The organism is Pedobacter sp. GR22-10, from assembly GCF_026239715.1.
Classification (GTDB): domain Bacteria; phylum Bacteroidota; class Bacteroidia; order Sphingobacteriales; family Sphingobacteriaceae; genus Pedobacter.
Map to the genome: position 1 here is coordinate 627,518 of NZ_JAPIVR010000001.1, position 18,667 is coordinate 646,184.

Consider the following 18,667-nt stretch of genomic DNA (forward strand, 5'->3'; position numbering starts at 1 on the left):
AACATATGCAAACTACCCTTTCCAACCATCCGCGCAGCAATAAACCAGGCAATTGGCACGAGCGGGTTATTGATTTTGCGGTCTATAGTCACATTTTGCTTTTTTTCTATACCGCCTTTAGTAAGCTCATTACTTACCCTTCTTTCCTGAAGGTACTCAGCGATCTTCCTGTGATCGGGGAATGGCATGAGCTGATCGCTTTAACAGTGATTTTTTCAGAAATTTTATTTGGCTTGCTGCTGATCTTTCCTGCCAGCAGGATCCGCGGGCTCTGGTGCTCGCTTTCGTTAATGATTTTATTTACCCTGTATCTGAGCTATCATATTGCGGTAAAGAGTAAACTGCCCTGCAGTTGCGGTGGGGTGATCTCGGGGCTGAGCTGGCCCCAGCATGTCATTTTCAATATTGGTTTTATTTTACTGGGTTTCGCCGGAATCCTCGCGGACAAGAAACTCAGGGCGATCAACAAGATATTCTCGCGAGGAAGCAGGTAAAGTCATGGCCTGTAAAAAGAAATATGACGTAAAAACACAATACCAAAATTTATAAACATGAAAAAGTTAATTTTCGGAATGCTTGTGGCTGTAACAGCTGTAGGCGGAAGCGTAGCCACTTACGCTTCATCATTAAAAAGTGGTCATGCTAATTTGGTGCCGCAATGGTACCGCTTTGATGGAACGGATCAGGATGATCCGCAATCTTACACGGCAACCGCCAGTGCACCTACTGAATGCAGTGGTGGCAATGTTCGTTGCGCCATCCTGGCTGAGCCGCAATCGGGTGATGCAGCACACCCTGATTTAGCTAACATTACGGTGTTTGCCAATAAAGCAAATTAATGCGTAGCTGAATTGATCATTTTAGGCACGCCTATCCAGGCGTGCCTGAATTTAACGGTCGGTAATAACCAGCATATCAATGTCGAGCGTCTGCTCGATGAGATCGAATCCTGCCTTTTGCAAATCATATCTGATCGCCTCAAGATTTAGCTTATCGGTGAGGCTAACGGTGACCTTTCCTTTAAAATTCGTAGCATCTACCAGTGGAAGCGGGCTCCGGCCGGCATAGGCGCCAAGACCGTTATAAATTAAGCTGCTTAGGGGCTCATTTTCCATCTTAAAGGTCTTTCGGTTTTTACCCGCCAGCGCTCCGCTGGTCTTGTTTTCAGGTTTTAAATGGTCTTTCTTCCCGGTTCTCACCAACGCCAGGCATTTCTTTTTCCTTTTTTCGATTCTTGCCCGGTAGGGCAGGTAGCGGTTTAAATCTTCAAACATCATTTTTCCAGCGCTTGTACTATCTTTCAAAGGAATCCTCATGTCGTAACAATAGAGGTTTTCCAGCGCCCATCTTCCGGCTTTGGACTGATCTTTAGGCCAGTAAAATTGCGTGGTGTCGGCCACTTCCAGCATGATTCTTTTGGGCGAGAAGAAAGTCCGCTGGTAAGTATCCTTTGTGGCCTGCTGATAGAGGTCAAATAAAGTGAAGTTATAGCAACTCAAGCGGTAGGTCTCCTGAAGCGTATCTCTTTGCCAGATGATGCGGGAATTGCTAAATTCCCGGGCCTGCTTAAAGAGCATGGAATAGTATTTCAGGTTTTTGAGTTGTCGGCCCTTGCCCTCCTGGTAAAGCGGGACATCGAAATCAAACTTTCCGGTGTCGATTTTTTCCACCACATTCAGTGATTTATTTTTCAATACATCGCGGATGTTTTCTTCGTTGGTATCGCCGCCGGAGGTAATGTAGCAGATCTTACCTTCCCCATTAATCCAGATGTGATGGGGAACGGCCCGGTGAGGGAATAGCCGGTGCAGAACGGTATCGCTGGTAACCGAGGATAGCGCTACGGGTATGCCCTGGACAGGGGTTTGCTTGCCTTGTCTTTCTGCGATTTTCCTGAACTGATCAGCAATCTGCTGGGGGGTATTATCCGTGACGGTGAATATTTTGAGCTCACCAGGAAACTGGTCTTGAAGTCTGGCCATCTCCGGCATGGCGCTGATGCAGACCGAACACCAGATGTTCCAGAAATCAAGGATCACGAGTTTTCCCCGCAAGGATTGGGTGTTGATTTTTTGGAGTTTCCCATTCTGGGTATATTGAATGTCGATATCAGGCAGGGTATCGCCGATTTTTAGAAACTGCGCTGGCTTTTGCTGGGCAGATAGCGAGAGGCTGATGCCAAGGAGCAGCGCAAGCGCGAGAATATGGAATGGTCTGTTTTTCATAAATGATGTTTTAGGGTAACTTTACTTATTTAGTGTATCCTTCGTTTTGGGTAAGGCTGGAGTTTAAACGCAATTGTTCATCGGGCAGGGGCCAGTTGATGGCATATTCTTTCCACGTTGCTGGCTTTAGCAGTGCTAAGACGGCACCAGCCCGTCCGGTCCTTTTCAGATCGATCCAGCGGTGGCCCATTTCATTCATCAGCTCCATTCTTCTTTCTTTTTCCACAGCCAGTAATGCTTCTGTCTGGTTAAGACCCGGGCTTAAATCCGGTAGGGGGTTGGGCAGGCTGCTGGTAGCGCCGGCCCTGGCCCTTTTTCTGATGGTATTGAGGTCTTTGATGCCCGCTGAAATCTGTCCCTGCTGGATCAGGGCTTCTGCGCGGATGAGGTACATCTCGGACAGGCGCAGGATGGTCTGGTATTCGGTGAGTACCGCGCTATTGATCACTTTGTATTTGCTGGGATAATAATAGGTTTGTCCCAGGAATGTTCTGGAAGAAATCCAGGCAGTTTTGCGAAGGTCTCCGGCCTCAAAAGCATTCAGCAAACTATTTGTCAGGTAGTATTTTGGTGTTTCTGTGGCGGTAGCCGGGAGAAAGCTCGGCCCGTCCAGGGTATTTTGATTGGCCTGGGTGGGGTAAAGCTGCAGGATGGCTTCTGTGCTGTTTTTCAGGAATACTTTGTTCAGATCACCCGCCAGGCTGTACTTATTGCTTTCGATCACTTCACTAGCCGCCTTTTCAGCCAATTGGTATTGACCGTCATAAAGGTATGCCCTGGCCAGCAGGGCTTTGGCGGACCAGCGGTTTGCCCGGATCTTTTCGGGATCGACGCGGTCTGGGAGTATCGTTGCGGCCTCCTGAAGGTCGCTGATGATGAAACGAAGCAACTGGGCGCGGGAAGTGCTGGGCAGCTGGCTGGTTTGGGTGTAATTGGTCTGCTCAATCAGGGGAAGATCACCAAAGAGGTTGCTGAGTTGCAGGTAAAGGTAAGCCCTGAGGAATTTAGCTTCTGCGCTGAGACTGGTTTTAACCGCCGGGCTTAGGGATTCGCTTTGGCTGAGCTTTTCAATGGCGAGGTTGGCCGGGTAAATGTTTTGATAACCGGCGGACCATAGCGCGTTCAGGCTGGGCGAGTTGGCCAGGGTAAGCTGGCTTTTGGCGAATTCGCTGGCGTTTCCTTCGGTATAGTTCGTGAGCTCATCTGCGTACATGCTGCTGTATGGGGTGATGTCTTTGATGATTCCGCTCTGGCTCAGTCTGCTGTAGATGCCGACGATGGCCGCTGTCGCGGTTGCATCGGTAGAAAATGCGGATGCACTGGTGATCTGGTTGATGGGCGGGTCAATTTCGACGAACTTCTTGCAGCCGGAAAAGCTGAGCAGGATCAGCACCGGCAGGAGGTGATGCATTTTATTGTAGGGGGTTATTTTGGCTTTCATGTTTTTCTTTTTTCTGGATGAATTATAAGGTGATTTGCAGGCCGAGGCTAAACAGCTTTAAGGGTGGCAAGGCGCTGATGTTTTGACTCTCGGGATCTAGATTCAGGTAAGGGCTAAAAGTAAGCAGGTTCTGTCCCTGGATATAGATCCTGGCGGTTTTCAGGTGGGCCCGTTGAATGAGCGCTTTCGGCAGCTGATAAGAAAGCGCGAGGTTTTTAAGGCGAATGAAAGAAGCATCCACCAGGGCCGCATCAGAGGTGGGGATCATCAGTCTCGCCTGGCTCACTGGGCCGGAACTGGACTGGGAATAGGCCTGGTATTTAGCTGTTGGATTTTCAGGGGTCCAGCGGTCTAATAGCGCTTTGGGTGCATTGACCGATGAGCCGATGAGGTTATAAGAGCCAAAAACCACATCAGTTCCCTTTTGTCTGACGAACTGAAAAAAGATGTTCAGTGAGATGGACTTGTACTGGAAGGTGTTTTCTATTCCGCCGTAAAACGAGGGGTCTTTGGTTCCGATGTTGTAAAAATCTGCGGAATTAATAAGCCCATCGCCATTCCTGTCTTCAAACTGGTAAGCGCCGGTTGCTGGATTAATGCCGGTGTAATGGTATCCCCGGATCAGGCTCAAGGGCTGGCCGATGACGTAGGTGCTGGCATAACTGGACCGCTCCAGGCCAGGAAAAGCCAGTAGTTTGTTTTTAGTAAGGCTTAAATTGGCGGAGGTCGACCAGCTGAAATCTTTTGTTTTTACGTTGGTGCTGCTTAAATCAAATTCCAGTCCCCGGTTTTGGATCTTGGCATCCAGGTTCTGCAGAATGGAAGGGAAACCGGTTTGCGCGGACAGGGAGTAAGACACCAGCTGGTTGGAAGAGATATTGTTGAACCATCCGGCATTGAGGCGAATCCGGTCTTTGAAAAAGCCGAGTTCAATAGCGGCCTCTGTTTTACGGTTTTCTTCCCACCCGTAATTTTCGTTAAAGAGTTTATTGGGGATCAGTCCGGTTTGGCCGCCATAGGGAAGGGTAGCGATATAGCTGTCCAGGTACTGGTAATTGTTGATCTGGTCATTTCCGGTGATGCCGTAACTGGCGCGGATTTTTCCAAAACTTAAAAAAGGGATCGCTTTCAGGAACTTTTCCTGCGAAAATACCCAGGCGGCACCAACTGCGCCGAAGTTGGCAAATTGCCTGCCTGAACCAAATCGGGAAGATCCGTCTCTTCTGGCGGTGAGGTTGAGCAGGTAGCGGTCTTTTAAGTTATAGTTTAACCGGGCAAATACCGCCTGGTACTGGTATTCCCCAAAGGTGTTGGCGGGTACTTTGGTGGCTGCGGCTTCTATCGAGCCCAGTAGCAGGTCACTGGTATAGCCTGTTCCCCGCACCATAGATCCGGTATTGGTGGAGCCTTGCCAGCTGGCGCCGAGCAGCACGGAGAGTTTTCCGGCAGGGGTGGGCGAGAGCGAATAATTGATTTGCGGCTCTACGATCCAGGTCTGGTTCAGGTTGTCTGCAAAACTGGCCTGTCCGGTGGGCGCAGTAGCCGGGTTCTGGGCACGGATGGGAACATTGCTGTACTGGTTGACGGCGATGGAATTAAATCCGGCGGTGGTTTTGAGTTCCAAATTTTTGAGCAGCTGATAGCCGATCACGGCGTTTGAGCTGAACCGGTCGGTTTTAAATCTATTGGTTTCCAGTGTTTTGGCCAGGGGGTTGGCAAAGGAAATCCCGTGTTCGCTCCAGTTGAGTTTTCCGCTGGCATCATATAGGTTCGGGGAATTGGGCGCCAGGCTTAAGGCGCCTGAGAGTTCAATATTACTCAAAGCGGTGGTATTGATGCCGTAACTGGTGGTGAGGTTGAGGTTAAACCGGTTGTCTAAAGAATGGTGGCTGAGGTTGAGGCTGGCATCTTTTCTTTGCAGGTTGTCCGCTCCAGGGTAAACGGTGGTTTCTTTATAGTAATTGGCGCTAAAGGAATAGCTGGTCTGGGGGCTGCCGCCGGAGAGCCTGAGCTGCGCGTTTTGGCTGCGGGCGGTGCCGCCGATTAACAGGTCTTTATAATCGGTGTAGCGGTTATTGTCCCAGGCAAGCAGGTCTGGTGCGTTGGCAAGGGTTGGACTGGTTTTGTCGTTGGCGAAGGCTTCTTTTCTCATGGCGAGGAATTCTGTGGTGTTCATCAGCTCTACCGCGCGGGTGATTTGTCCAAAACCCCTGGAGAGGTTAATATCGGCGGTGGTGGCGCCGGCTTTTCCTTTTTTGGTGGTGATCAGGATCACGCCGTTTGCGCCTCTGGAGCCGTAGATGGCGGTGGCATCGGCGTCTTTAAGGACTTCGATGCTTTCGATGTCGTTGGGGTTGATGCTGTTTAAGGGGCTATTGGCACCCAGGGAGCTGTTTTGGGCGAGGCTTTCGGAAATGAAGGGTACGCCGTTGACCAGGTATAACGGGGAGGTGCCGGACTGGATGGAGCCTCTGCCTCTGATCTGGACGTTGAATTCTGAGCCGGGCAGGCCGTTTCGCTGGGTGATGACCAGGCCTGCTACTCTTCCCTGCAGGGCGGCGAGTGGATTGCTGACGGGTTGGCGGGATAAGGTGGCGGCGCTGACTTTGGCGATGCTTCCGGTTCTGACTTTGTCTTTGACGCTATAGTATCCGGCGTTGATCTGGACTTCTTCGAGGGCATTTTCTTTGCTGTTCAATAGGAGTCTGAGGTTCCGGTTTTGTGCATTAAAAGGGATGTTTTGAGCGATATAGCCGGTATAGCTGACGCTTAATGTGCCTGCTGCTGGAGCATTAGCGAAATTGAAGTTTCCGGATTCATCGGTGGTGGTGCGGAGTTTGGTGTCTTGAATCACTAGCGTTGCGCCGTTCAAGGGTGTTCCGTTAGGTGTGTGGAGTTGTCCGCTGAGTGGCAGGGGTGTTTGTGCCTGGAGCTTTGGGATCAGGCAAAGCGTGGCCAGCACAATGAATATCGTTATTTTTTTCATGTGGGTTTATTTTGATAAATCGGAAAGAGGTCGCTGGGTGAGCGGCTTTGGGGATGCGCTTTTGGCTAGGCTGCGGATGGTGTTTCTTTAGTCTGGCTTTAGCTGGTTAGGATGTTCACTCTGGGGGGCAGATGATGAGGGTAAAGAATTTGTTATGCGGATTTTTCATTTGGAGTTGGTTTGAGCGTGATGTTGGAATGGTTAAGTGAGCGTAAAGAAATCCTGCCTTTTACCATGAATTAAAGAACCTGTTTTTCTTTAAGGCAGGCTGTTTGGTATGCTAGACGGGATTTTTGGGTTTCAGGGCGTAGAGCCGGTCAAAGGGACAGGAGGATAGGGACGATTTGATGTGGTGTTGAGTGTCGGGCAGGGAAAAGTAACAAGCAGGGCAGGATCGATCCGTAGAGGATGGTTCGGTGTACTGGTTGATTGTCTGTTTTCTCATTGCTCGTATGGTTACGAGTCTTGGTTGGAAAAGCTCTTCACAATACATGTGAGGCTGCAGACCATAACTACATGAAAGTTTCTCAGGCCTTACGTTGACATGGATTTACAGCAGCCCCACATCTATTTCGATGTACAAAGATATACATCTACACATAGATATGGGTATTAAACTGCTGTCTTGCTTCAACGGCCTGAGATTTTGTAGTTGCAAGACTCTTATTAATACCTATTTACTAAGTCAAATATAAAACTTTTTTATTGTAAGTCAATATAAATATTGACTTAATTTTTCTCGATATTCTACAGTTTGCTGCATGGAAAAAACAGAAATAACTGAATTTAAAACCAAGCTGGCAAATAGGATAAAGAATTTAAGACAAAAAGCTGGGCTAACTCAATCTGCCCTAGCTATAAAAATTGGTTTTAAAGATAAGCAAATCGTTAATACATATGAATTGAAAGGAGCGAATCCAACTGCATTTAATCTTCTACTTATTGCGAAAGCATTAGATGTCACGGTTGATGAGTTATTAAACTTTTCAGACCTTGAAGATGACTCTAAAAATTGTTGAACATTTTGACACAAATGTTTTTGATTTTGCGAATGAATTCACATTCACGATGACATATACGCTAATATATTGCTGGTTGTGCGTGCAATTAAAATGAATTACTAAGTAATTATCTGATCACTTAGTAATTTACTCTACCAAATAAAGAGGATAAAAAAAAGTTAAAAATTATTTTGTACGTATATTTTCCGTACATTTGTCTTGCTAATGCGAATGGGATCATTTAGATGTGGTCACTATCGAATAAATTAAAAACAATAAATAAAAAATCAGAAATCAAAACACCGAGGCTCAGTCCACAAAAAAATATATCATTAAATAGCTATTAATCAATAATATAAGGTCTTATTAAGCAAGTATATAATCATATTCAAACACACATTTAAATAATATATAAACAGAAAAGAAAGCAAAATAAAAATCTCAATTATACATACATACATACATACATACATACATACATACTCAAGATAATTAAATAAAACATGGCAATTACAATCGACGATAGAATTGATGTTCGCATTAGCAAGGAACAAAAAGAGTTGATTAAGTACGCTTCTGAACTAAGTGGATTTAAAAGCCTGTCCGAATTTATTGTTTACCATATTCAGGCCCAGGCCCATAAGATCATCAAGGATACAAATACTATCCTTAATACGATTGAGGATAAGAGAGTATTTTTAGATGCCATTTTAAACCCACGGGAGCCAAATGCGGCACTTAAGCAAGCTCGATTAAATTACAATAAATTTAAAGACGAGAATGGCAATAAAAATAGAATTATTACAGAAGTTACATAAAAAGGATAAATTCGACAGTGAAACTCCTTTGCTGGACAACTATATTACAAAACAGGCTTCACAGGATGTGAGGAGAAATCTCTCAGCATGCTATGTTCTTGCAGATGATGACAATAAAGTTGTAGGGTTCTACACTCTATCTAGCAGTTCCATCCCTAGGGAAGATATGCCAAGCGAATTGATTCTGAAACTCCCTGAAAGCTACCGGGATCTGCCAACTATATTGTTAGGTAGACTCGCGGTCGATAAGGCGGCAAAAGGAAAGGGCTACGGCGCAAACCTGTTAATGGATGCATTGGAGAATTGTTTGGGATTGTCTGACCAACTGGGATCTTTGGCAGTTGTGGTAGATCCAATAGATGAAATCGTTTCACTATTTTATGAAAAGTACGGTTTTATCAGGTTACCGGACACTAGCAAGATGTTCATTGCGATGGACACTATTCGTAAATTATAACAAAAGAGCCTCTTGAAAATATTGAGTAGGCCCTCTTTTTTAATCATTTAAACGAATCAGTTCTACTCAATTTTTTCTAAAACTCTCATTGTAGCGAAGACGAGCTTTTCTATATATGGTTTAGCAAAGGCTCAGTGAAATTTCATAATAGTATACACTCTTGGACTGTAGATAAGAGTAAGTAACTGAATTCAGACTTAAATTCTGGTAGATGCCGCTAATTCATCCTGCAAACCTCAGATCACGATTTTCCTTGTACATCATACTTACAAATGCAAGGTGCTAAACATCTAAAATCTACGCCATTTGTTAATAAACTGCTAGTAACTTGCCGAAGCAAATGTAAAAAAGCATGCTTATCTTAGCTCTTTCTTAATAGCGTATCAAAATATGAACATAGGAAATACCGTAGGTAGAGGCAATTTCTACATTTACCTTTCCACAAACAGTGTTGATATCCTTTTCTATATCGGTATCGAATCCCATGTCCGAGAAAACTTTGGCGACTTTTTTTTGTAGTTCTTTCCAATTATTGGGAGATTGTGAAAATATTGGAAGCATTAACTTTTTATAAAATAGTATTATGTAGAAATTTTCATGCGGTTTGAGCAGTGCGCCTTATTTGGTTATCAAGATTTTATGTTCAATATTCATTTACTTATAGAAAGTCCGATGGTGATCAAATGCGTAATTTACCTATCCTTATTGGATTGCGATAAAACAGACGCAGCCATTTCTTTGGTGTCTTTGCTGTATTTGTCACTGGTGAGTACCTTCGATGCTTTTTCCTCCATTATGCTTCCGGTCTGGTTGCCTTTTGTTCTCTGTGATAATGCAGATCCTGCAAGTTCCTTTGCAATTGTTGAAGAGTTTGGATTTCTTAATATCTCAGATGCCTTTGATGCAACCTCGGGAGATGTTGTTTTCTGATTCTTTGCCATAATGTTTGATCTTATGCTGATTGAAGATAAATATAATTAATTATTCGGGTAATGATGGTATTTGCTAAATATCGGACTGTGGAATCAGTTTCTTCCTATGCAATCTAAAGATGTCCACACTGATATTGGTGGCATTGCGTGTGTTTTATCTGTTTGCTTAAAATTTATCGCGTCCACTATTTCAATAAATGGGAGGTAAATGTGCTTTCGTATAATAATTCCAAAATTTTCTGTCGGGGGTAAACCCTTAGAACTTTATCTGATTGAGTTTTTTGAGTGGCCGTTTCTTTAGCCTGCGAAAACCGCGGGTCGCCCACTGCTGCTGTGCAGCAGACGGGCGACGCTTATGCGGACAAGGTGTATAAAAAGATTTTGAAATGATGATTTTAGTTTTGTCCTGTCTCAAGTCTGCTGGGGTTATTGTCTTTTTGCGAGATGTGGTGAATGCTTTCTGATTTTCCAGAGGCTTGTTGGATATAATAAATGCCTAAATGATTATTTTCATAAAAGTAGGAAGTAATCATTTCCGTTGAAATATACAAAATGAGGTATGATATACAATTCGTTGTATCTGAAAATAGTCCCGCTTAATATATATCCTATTCTGCCGATGTTACTACGTAATTTGTAATTACGGGCACAAGTAATGCTATTTTAAAGCGAACTCATTTAGAGTGTAAATCGAGAGTTATAATAAATGAGTTTTTTTCTCACTTTATGATGGCCTTTCCTGTTATATTACTACATTTGCTCAAACAAAGTGAGTAATTTTCTCACGTGGGATATATGTTAATCGAATTTACAGTTGGTAATTTTCTTTCCTTTAAAGAAAAGAAAACACTCAGTTTAGAGGCTGCGGCAATTACTGAATTTCAGCATAATGTTGTCGAACAAGCGGGCTACAAGATATTAAGAAGTGCTGTGATCTACGGTGCAAATTCAAGCGGTAAAAGTAATTTCATTAATGCTTTGATTAACATGTATGAAATTGTGAAGGATTCTGCTAAGAAGGGCTCAACTGATAAAATTAAGGTGGTTCCTTTCTTGTTGAGTACAGCAACAGAAAATCAACCTTCTCACTTCGAAGTCTTATTCCTTATTGAGGGTATAAGATACCGATATGGTTTCGAAGTAGACGATTCCAAGGTTTACTCAGAATGGCTGTTTCAATGTATTAAGGATAACGAGGAAGAATTATTTGTTCGGGTTGGGGATGATATCGATATTTCTACATCATTTCCCGGGGGTATTGGATTGGAGATGAGAACTAGGAGCAATGCTCTATTTCTCTCTGTTGCGGACCAGTTTAATGTCGAAATTGCGACGACTATATTAAAATGGTTTGGGGAGCATAACATCGTATCAGGTATAAAACATGAGAACTCCAGATATATGAGTCTCAGTTTTATCAGCGACCCTAATTATCGAGAACATCTCACCTATTTCCTTGAGGAGTTTAACTTAGGTTTCGGCCATATTAAATTTGAAGGAGATCAGGAAAACTCTAAAGACGGAACTATGGTAACCTATCATAAAAAGTATGATGAAAACAACAATCATATTGATGATGTGGAATTTTCGTTGATTTCCCAGGAATCATCAGGGACCAACAAACTTTTTGATTTGTCCGTTCACATTTGGTTTGGACTATTTCTGGGAGAGGTTGTTGTAATCGATGAGCTTGATGCAAAACTCCATCCACTGATCACGCAAAAGATTGTGAAGCTTTTTAATGATCCGAAAACTAATCCCAATAATGGTCAATTAATCTTTGCAACCCATGATACCAATCTGTTAACACATGGGGGCTTCAGAAGAGATCAGATCTATTTCGCTGAAAAAGACCAGTTTGAAGCTTCGGATTTATATTCTTTAGTTGAATATAAATTAGAAGATCAAAAGAAAGTTAGAAAAGATCGAAGTTTTGAAAAAGACTATATCCAGGGTAGATATGGTGCAATCCCGTTCTTAGGTAATTTTTCCGAACTTGTCAAGAATGGCTAGAATAATCAAAATTGATAATGCAATAAAAAAGCAATTTGCACGCAGGGAGAAAATGCGTGGAGTGGAGACGAGGATTAGGCGTCTATATTTTTTAATCGTATGCGAAGGCGAGAAAACTGAACCTAATTATTTTAATCAACTGAGTAAGTCCTTGCCTAGGGGCGCTGTTGAGGTTACTATGGATATCGAAGGGGCTGCAAGAAATACCAATAGCCTTGTTGAGTATGCTGAAAAATACCGTAAAAATAGTACAGTTAAATATGATAGGGTATGGGTAGTATTCGATAAGGATAGTTTCTCTGATAAAAACTTCAATAATGCCATCCAAAATGCTTTGAATAATGGATTCAAAACGGCATGGACAAATGAAGCATTCGAACTGTGGTTTCTTCTTCACTTTCAATATGTTAATCATAGTATGGATAGAAAAAACTATCAGGGTTTTCTGGAAAGGGAAGTTGAACGAATTACAGGAAAAAAATATAAATACAAAAAAAATGATCCCAATATGCATTCTTTTCTGTTGCTTCATGGCAATCAGAAGCAAGCATCTCAATGGGCTGAGAAACTGATTAAAAACTTCTCTGATAACAAATACGCAACCCATAATCCATCCACAAGGGTTCATCATCTAATCGAAGAACTTCAAAACCCTGAAAAAGTCTGGGATGAAATAAATGCTTTTTAAAGCAATTGATTGCAAATTTTCACGAATAGAAATGTTGTGGGCCGGGATCTTTTAGACATTTGAGCCTAAGAATCACAAATGTGGCAATTCCAGCGCTAGCGACCACGCTGTTTCGCTGTATCGGGTTCTTCGTCACTTTCGTAAACAATATTCAATAAAAATTTCGCATCTAAGAACGGACATTTTATTGAGGGAGAAGATTGAACTCAACCAGTAAACTTGATTTTAAAAGAGAGGAGTATAACGAACAGAATAAGGAGGATATGATCAAAAATATGCTGGCCTTTACTGATGCCGACACAGAAAAAGACCGCTACATCATTATGGGGGTAGAGAAAATAAATGGAAAGGTTACACTCTCCAATGTCTCGGCAAAATATGATTCAGCTAAAACGACCAACATTCCTAAATAAATAGTGAGCGAGTTTTTGGTATAACTAATGGAGTCGGAATGATGTCGAGCAAAAAGGATGTTGCCATTTAGCTTTCCCGCTGTTCCTCCTCCAAAAGCTAAAAGGTTTAAGAAAACTTGCAACTCGGTTTCTTTCTGAGGAATTTACGGTGCTTGAAAAAATCACGAGGTAGATTTATAATTTCAGATAGCTCCGATGAACTATTTATTATCGTATGCCATGCATCCGATGTAACAAGGGTGTAGCAACAGCAGATAATACAGAATTAATTCACGATATTATAGGACTAAAGATTTGGCGCTTTTGATATTAACGCCAGCTAAAAAATGTATACTTTTGCAAAATGGCAGCAGCAGATCAAATCAAGAGCCTTATTAAATCTTACGCGGAGGACGATGAACATCGTTTCTTCGCTACTGCTATGCAGATTGCGGCTTCTGAGGCGCGGCAGGGCCATACTATGGTCGCCCAAGAGCTTAAGCAATTAATCGAAAAGGCAAAAAAAGACAAGTCTGTTGCATTTTTAGAATCACCGAAAACTGTTTCCATCTCCGCGCCTAAACGGGAATTGAAAGAGCTGATCGAGGTCTTTAATCCGCGGATAGACCTTCGTGACATGGTACTGGCACCTACTGTGAAAGAGGCGTTAACCAAGCTGATCCATGAACAAAAAAATTGGGAGCTGCTGAAGAAACACAATCTTTCCCCAAGAAGAAAACTGCTGCTTACCGGACTTCCAGGGACAGGAAAAACGATGACTGCACAAGCCATTGCCGGTGAGCTGGGTTTATCTGTATATATTATCAGATTGGATGGATTGATGTCCAAATACCTCGGTGAGTCCATTGCAAAGCTGAGGATGATCTTTGATGCCATGGAAGATCACAGGGCGGTTTACCTGTTCGATGAGTTTGACTCTATTGGTTCGCACAGGGACAGGGGGCAGGATATTGGTGAGATCAAAAGGGTACTTAACAGTTTTCTGATCAACATTGAAAAAGATCAAAGCAACAGTATCATCGTGGCGGCAACAAACCTTCCGGAAAGTCTTGATAGGGCCTTATTTCGCAGATTTGATGACGTGGTAAGTTATCCGCTGCCCGACCTGCAGGAGGTAAGTGATACAATAAAAAAAGCAACAAAAGGGTACTCATTTTCAAAGAAACCGAATTATGCGAAGATAGCCGAACTGGCTGTCGGGCTGAATTATTCGGATATTACTAAGGCATGTGAAGAGGCTATTAAGGAAATGATTTTGTCTGGTTCAATGAAACTGGATTCTTTAGAAATACAAAAATCGTTATCTAAAAAAGCACCTCTCAAATATGGCCAGACAGAATCCCAAAAGACACATTAAACTCGAGGGCTTTGCCCAGAGCCTGGACTATGTTTACCCACGAACCCCTTTTGGAAGTGGCCTCGAACTTGCCCAGAGAAACAGAAATTTACACGGAAACCGAATTCTTGACCAACTCGAGGCCATCAGGCAACGGTTTGGTATCCCTGCCGATGTCGACTTGCCCGAAGGGATCGTTCGTGATGATGCCATTTATGTAGATTTTATCTCAGAATGGGGATTTCAATTGGACTATAAAAACATGGATCAGGACCGGGACGATCCGCTTTTTCAGATACTCAACATCAGGGAGGAATTTCGGGAAACTGAGGATGGGCTGGAATACAGGTATTGCATTACCCTGATGATGACTGAAGGTGGCGTGGGCATGTTTATCGATAAGGTGCAGGATTATTTGACTAGGAATGGCCGTTACCGCGGGCAGGATACTGGAAGGCCAAGCTATTACTCGCTTTTTACCAATATTGAAAATATTCGGTCTGCGACCCTTAAATCTTTCTGGGCGGATGAGCCTGAGTTTCCCTTTCCGGATGAGGGTGCTGTTGTGTGGTGGGAGGTTTGGTTCCGTAAAACCGGAAATGATCAGTTCAGGATCGCAAGGGTACTGGAAAACCTGGCTGCAGCAGGGGTTTTGATCGGATCCTCAGAGCTGGTTTTTGCAGAGCACCGGGTAAGGCTGGTAAAGGGAACAGCCGAGCAACTTTCAGGTTCATTGATGCTGTTGGACAATCTCTCAGAAATTCGTAAGCCTCAGGAAACGGCTGATTTCATCTGTCATAAGGATCAGGAATATGAAGATAACGCGCAGTGGATGGAGGAACTTATCGGCCGTACCGATATGGCGCTGGATGAAAATTCGGTATTAATCTGCCTTTTGGATAGTGGCGTCAACAATCTACATCCCTTGATTAGCAGTTTTCTACCCGATGAGCGCTTATATTCTTATAAACCAGATGATTGGGGCTCTGGTGACGATTGGCCAAATGGTGGACACGGTACCGGGGTTGCAGGACTTGCACTCTATGGCGATATGGTTGATGTACTTGCCGAAAGGGGAAGGATTAGGATCACGCACGGACTGGAGTCTTTTAAGATCATTAACCTCTCTGATCCCAATGATCCCGAACTTTATGGTGCCGTTACTGAGTACGCGGCCAGTACACCTTTTGTCGACCGTCCTGCTAACCCAAGGGTATTCTGTTTAACGATTACGGACAAAGATTTTGCTTTTAAGGGCCGCCCTTCTGCCTGGTCTGCAGCCTTGGATAAGATTGCATTTGGTTCTGCCTTAGATCCTACTGCGCCGCAACTGATCATAGTGAGCAGCGGAAACGTTGTTTCTGTGAACCACGAAGACTATCCCAACTTAAACATGATGGAGTCAGTACATGATCCTGCTCAGGCCTATAATGCTGTTACCGTTGGTAGCTATACCCGAAAAGACCGAATTGATCCCACAACAGGTTATATCCATCTTGCGCCCAATGGCGGAATGGCTCCAAGTAATTCAACTTCCACATTATGGGAAAGCCAGTGGCCAATTAAACCGGACATTGTGATGGAAGGCGGAAATTGCAGTACTGACGGTGTGGCAGTGTCTGATCACTATAGTCTAAAGTTGTTGACAGCTGATAAAGAGTATCCGAAGTATACCTTTCTACCATTCGGAGATACCAGCGGTGCCGCCGGACTTGCAGCTAAAATGGCCGCTCAGTTAAGGACCGCATACCCCAGTTTCTGGCCGGAGACCATACGGGCTCTGATGGTTCATTCGGCTGACTGGACAGCAAATATGCTTGGGAACCGGGATTTTAATGAACTCAATGAAGCTGATAGGAAACTTTTACTTAGATCTGTTGGATATGGCGTTCCTGTCCTGGATGATGCACTTTACAGTGCAAGCAATAGCCTGACATTAATTGCCGAGCGGGAGATTCAGCCCTATCATTTAGAAAAGTCATCGGGGAAGAGCAAGGAATACCACCTGTTTGATCTTCCATGGCCGGATGAGGTGCTCTCAGGAGAACTTTTTGATCAGGATGTCACCCTAAAGGTCACTTTATCCTACTTTATTGAACCCAACCCAGGCAGTAAGAACAAACGTTATGTAAACAATTTTCATTATCATTCGCATGCTTTGGAATTTGCGGTAATAAAGGAACGTGAAACCCTGGATCAGTTTAAGCGGCGGATTTCCAAAGCGGCCGAGCTCGACGAAGACCAAGTGGACAATACAGAGGAACGGTGGTCGATCAAGCGTGTTCGTTCAAGAGGGTCAGTGAAAAAAGATTTTGTAACGATGTCGGGAGCTGATATGGCCGTACGCAACAAGATCGCCATTTATCCAAAACCCGGGTGGTACAGGAGCCGCAAGAAGCTAGGGAAAACGGATTCGATAGTCAGGTATAGCCTGCTGGTCACTCTGGAGACTGCAAATGTGGATGTCGATCTGATGACACCCGTCCTTAACCAGATTGAGTTGGATTTGTTGTTGTAAAGCAGTTGAAGGTGATGTCAACAGAAGATACTGCACCTTTAAATATAACCTGATGGAGAGCATTCCAGCTTTTAGGCATCCTGATCAGTAGAATTGTGTGTGTGATCGACCTTAAAGACTCCAATCTGATTCCAACAATCCGGGAGCGATACCATCCCGTAGCAGGTTCTCTATCTTTCTGGTAAATTCATTGGTATTGTCGATTTCTACCCCTGGACATCCATTGGATAGTCCTGTTGCTCCGTCCTCTGTAATCCCAACAATCAAATCGCCCGCACCAGCATTCGCAAAAGAAGATACATCGTATAAAAACTCTCGTTTATCCTGGTCATTGGATAACGGGATATCCTGTTTATATTCGATGGTCTTACCTTCCTAACCCCATTAGCGACTAAGTCTTAAAAATCGTCGATATTAATGTCACCTATGTTTTTTAAGATCATTCTTCGCGGTAATTTTTTACTAACATTTATAACAGAAAATTACGTATTCTGAGTTAATTCATTCACTTACCATAATATTTCGCTTAATATTTATCTCTTAAAAAATCAGTCTGATAGGTCACAATTAAATGGAGTTAACATTTGCATAAATATCTTATATTAGTGTGTTTTAATTTTACGCTCATGATGGGGAACCTGTTCAATAAATACTTTTTAAGCGAATATGTCGCGAACTATAGAAAGGAATGCTTAAAACATATAGATAAATTGGAGATTACAGAGTCTACGAATATGCCAGCTATGGTGCAGAGGCTCGTCAAAGAATACACGATCGAGCCTATTGAAATTATGGAGCCGCAACCATCGCAACCTATTGAGACCACTAGAAAAATGACTAATCGCTGGAATGAAACTTACGAGCAGAAGGTATTCGAAATTTCAGTAGTAATCCCATTTAAAGGAAATAAAAATCTTTTTTATTGCTCTCCTTCGAGGTCTACTGTCGTTTATTTAGATAAAAATGCGTCTATCGGTAGCGATAGTATTTCGGTAAAAATTACCCTAGAAAAACTTGAGCCAGAAAAGTATCAAGCAGAGCTGAATACTGTTCTAGGAACTTTAAAATGCAATCTCCCAATCATACATTCGGAAATTAGTCCATGGAATAATGGGTTGGAAAATTTGGTCGAAAGCTCTCTTCAATCCAGAAAGGGGGTAGTTTCTCAAAAGTTTGATTTTATGGAAAAGATCGGTCTAAAGGTGAATCCCGCTTCTGGTGAACATCTTATTCCTCCAACGGTTACAAAAAAAGTAATTCCTATTCCTGTTTCCGATACGACTTCAGGAGTAAAAAGAGAAGCGATTCCGGTCTTACAGGATCAGGTGTACAAAGATATAAAAGAAGTGCTCTACAACTCAGGTAGATCAATCGAAAGAAAGCCTTCGCTATATTTGGGTAAGTATGAAGAAGATCTTCGTGACGTTTTTCTGCTCTTTTTAGAAAGCAGATATGAGGCAGCCTCTGGAGTAGGAGAGGCATTTAATAAAAAAGGAAAGACGGATATTTTGCTCAAGTATGCAAAAGACGGCTCAAATCTTTTTGTTGCAGAATGCAAATTCTGGAAAGGTCAAAAAAGCTTCCTTTTAGCTATAAACCAACTCTTGGGTTATCTAACGCATAGGGATTCCAAGACAGCATTGATGATGTTTGTAGACCAAAAAGAATTTATGGAAGTTGTCGAAACTGTTAAAGAATCGATCAAAGATCACCCGCATTTTTACCGTTATGTTAAAGATACGTATGATCATTCACTAAGCTATGAATTCAGTTTACCCGACGATTCTAGAAAGATCATTCAAATAGAAGTTATGCTTTTTCATTTTCCAAAACCTTAAC

At 43.1% G+C, this 18,667-nt stretch carries 16 protein-coding genes; 11 read left to right on the forward strand and 5 right to left on the reverse strand.

Going from position 1 to position 18,667, the window contains the following annotated elements:
• The first annotated feature begins 5 nt into the window (after positions 1 to 5).
• Positions 6 to 494: a MauE/DoxX family redox-associated membrane protein gene (locus tag OQX64_RS02565; protein WP_265817465.1), complete on the forward strand. Its 489-nt coding sequence runs from the start codon at positions 6 to 8 to the stop codon at positions 492 to 494.
• 57 nt (positions 495 to 551) lie between these two features.
• Positions 552 to 839 carry a hypothetical protein gene (locus OQX64_RS02570; RefSeq protein WP_265817466.1) on the forward strand — a complete coding sequence of 96 codons (288 nt, stop codon included), beginning with the start codon at positions 552 to 554 and terminating at the stop codon, positions 837 to 839.
• Between the two features lie 51 nt (positions 840 to 890).
• Here OQX64_RS02570 and OQX64_RS02575 read toward each other — a convergent pair whose 3' ends face one another.
• From OQX64_RS02575 to OQX64_RS02585, 3 genes are read right to left on the reverse strand one after another with little or no spacing between them, the layout of a single operon-like run.
• Positions 891 to 2,225, reverse strand: a complete 1,335-nt coding sequence (locus tag OQX64_RS02575) for a TlpA family protein disulfide reductase (protein ID WP_265817468.1) — start codon at positions 2,223 to 2,225, stop codon at positions 891 to 893.
• A gap of 25 nt (positions 2,226 to 2,250) precedes the next feature.
• Complete coding sequence (locus OQX64_RS02580) at positions 2,251 to 3,666, reverse strand: RagB/SusD family nutrient uptake outer membrane protein (RefSeq protein WP_265817470.1); 1,416 nt, start codon at positions 3,664 to 3,666, stop codon at positions 2,251 to 2,253.
• A 22-nt stretch (positions 3,667 to 3,688) separates the two neighbouring features.
• The gene (locus OQX64_RS02585; RefSeq protein WP_265817472.1) at positions 3,689 to 6,652 is read right to left on the reverse strand and encodes a SusC/RagA family TonB-linked outer membrane protein; all 2,964 of its coding nucleotides are present in this window, start codon (positions 6,650 to 6,652) and stop codon (positions 3,689 to 3,691) included.
• Between the two features lie 761 nt (positions 6,653 to 7,413).
• Between OQX64_RS02585 and OQX64_RS02590 the strand changes: the two genes are divergently transcribed.
• The 3 genes from OQX64_RS02590 (at position 7,414) to OQX64_RS02600 (ending at position 8,928) form a co-directional block, all read left to right on the forward strand.
• A complete protein-coding gene (locus OQX64_RS02590) occupies positions 7,414 to 7,671 on the forward strand; it encodes a helix-turn-helix domain-containing protein (protein ID WP_265817473.1) in 258 nt (85 codons plus the stop codon).
• A 485-nt stretch (positions 7,672 to 8,156) separates the two neighbouring features.
• Positions 8,157 to 8,471, forward strand: a complete 315-nt coding sequence (locus OQX64_RS02595; protein ID WP_265817474.1) for a DUF1778 domain-containing protein — start codon at positions 8,157 to 8,159, stop codon at positions 8,469 to 8,471.
• A complete protein-coding gene (locus tag OQX64_RS02600; protein WP_265817475.1) occupies positions 8,434 to 8,928 on the forward strand; it encodes a GNAT family N-acetyltransferase in 495 nt (164 codons plus the stop codon). Before OQX64_RS02595 ends, OQX64_RS02600 begins: the two co-directional genes overlap by 38 nt.
• 692 nt (positions 8,929 to 9,620) lie before the next feature.
• Here the strand turns inward: OQX64_RS02600 and OQX64_RS02605 are convergent.
• Positions 9,621 to 9,869, reverse strand: coding sequence for a hypothetical protein (locus tag OQX64_RS02605; protein ID WP_265817476.1), 249 nt, complete (start codon positions 9,867 to 9,869; stop codon positions 9,621 to 9,623).
• 786 nt (positions 9,870 to 10,655) lie between these two features.
• Here OQX64_RS02605 and OQX64_RS02610 point away from each other — a divergent pair.
• The 5 genes from OQX64_RS02610 to OQX64_RS02630 all read left to right on the forward strand — a co-directional run bounded on the left by OQX64_RS02610 (position 10,656) and on the right by OQX64_RS02630 (position 16,828).
• Positions 10,656 to 11,873 (forward strand): AAA family ATPase, encoded by a 1,218-nt coding sequence (locus OQX64_RS02610; RefSeq protein WP_265817477.1) that lies wholly within the window; start codon positions 10,656 to 10,658, stop codon positions 11,871 to 11,873.
• Positions 11,866 to 12,561: an RloB family protein gene (locus OQX64_RS02615; RefSeq protein WP_265817479.1), complete on the forward strand. Its 696-nt coding sequence runs from the start codon at positions 11,866 to 11,868 to the stop codon at positions 12,559 to 12,561. Before OQX64_RS02610 ends, OQX64_RS02615 begins: the two co-directional genes overlap by 8 nt.
• A 200-nt stretch (positions 12,562 to 12,761) precedes the next feature.
• Positions 12,762 to 12,974, forward strand: coding sequence for a hypothetical protein (locus OQX64_RS02620; RefSeq protein WP_265817480.1), 213 nt, complete (start codon positions 12,762 to 12,764; stop codon positions 12,972 to 12,974).
• A gap of 343 nt (positions 12,975 to 13,317) precedes the next feature.
• Positions 13,318 to 14,331: an AAA family ATPase gene (locus OQX64_RS02625; protein ID WP_265817481.1), complete on the forward strand. Its 1,014-nt coding sequence runs from the start codon at positions 13,318 to 13,320 to the stop codon at positions 14,329 to 14,331.
• The gene (locus tag OQX64_RS02630; RefSeq protein WP_265817483.1) at positions 14,300 to 16,828 is read left to right on the forward strand and encodes a S8 family peptidase; all 2,529 of its coding nucleotides are present in this window, start codon (positions 14,300 to 14,302) and stop codon (positions 16,826 to 16,828) included. Before OQX64_RS02625 ends, OQX64_RS02630 begins: the two co-directional genes overlap by 32 nt.
• A gap of 111 nt (positions 16,829 to 16,939) precedes the next feature.
• On the opposite strand, the gene OQX64_RS22520 is transcribed toward OQX64_RS02630, so the two are convergent.
• A complete protein-coding gene (locus tag OQX64_RS22520) occupies positions 16,940 to 17,191 on the reverse strand; it encodes a helix-turn-helix domain-containing protein (RefSeq protein ID WP_416240463.1) in 252 nt (83 codons plus the stop codon).
• A gap of 263 nt (positions 17,192 to 17,454) precedes the next feature.
• On the opposite strand from OQX64_RS22520, the gene OQX64_RS02635 reads away from it, so the two are divergent.
• Entirely contained in the window at positions 17,455 to 18,666 is a 1,212-nt protein-coding gene (locus OQX64_RS02635; protein WP_265817484.1) for a hypothetical protein, read from the forward strand.
• The last annotated feature ends 1 nt before the right edge of the window (position 18,667 follow it).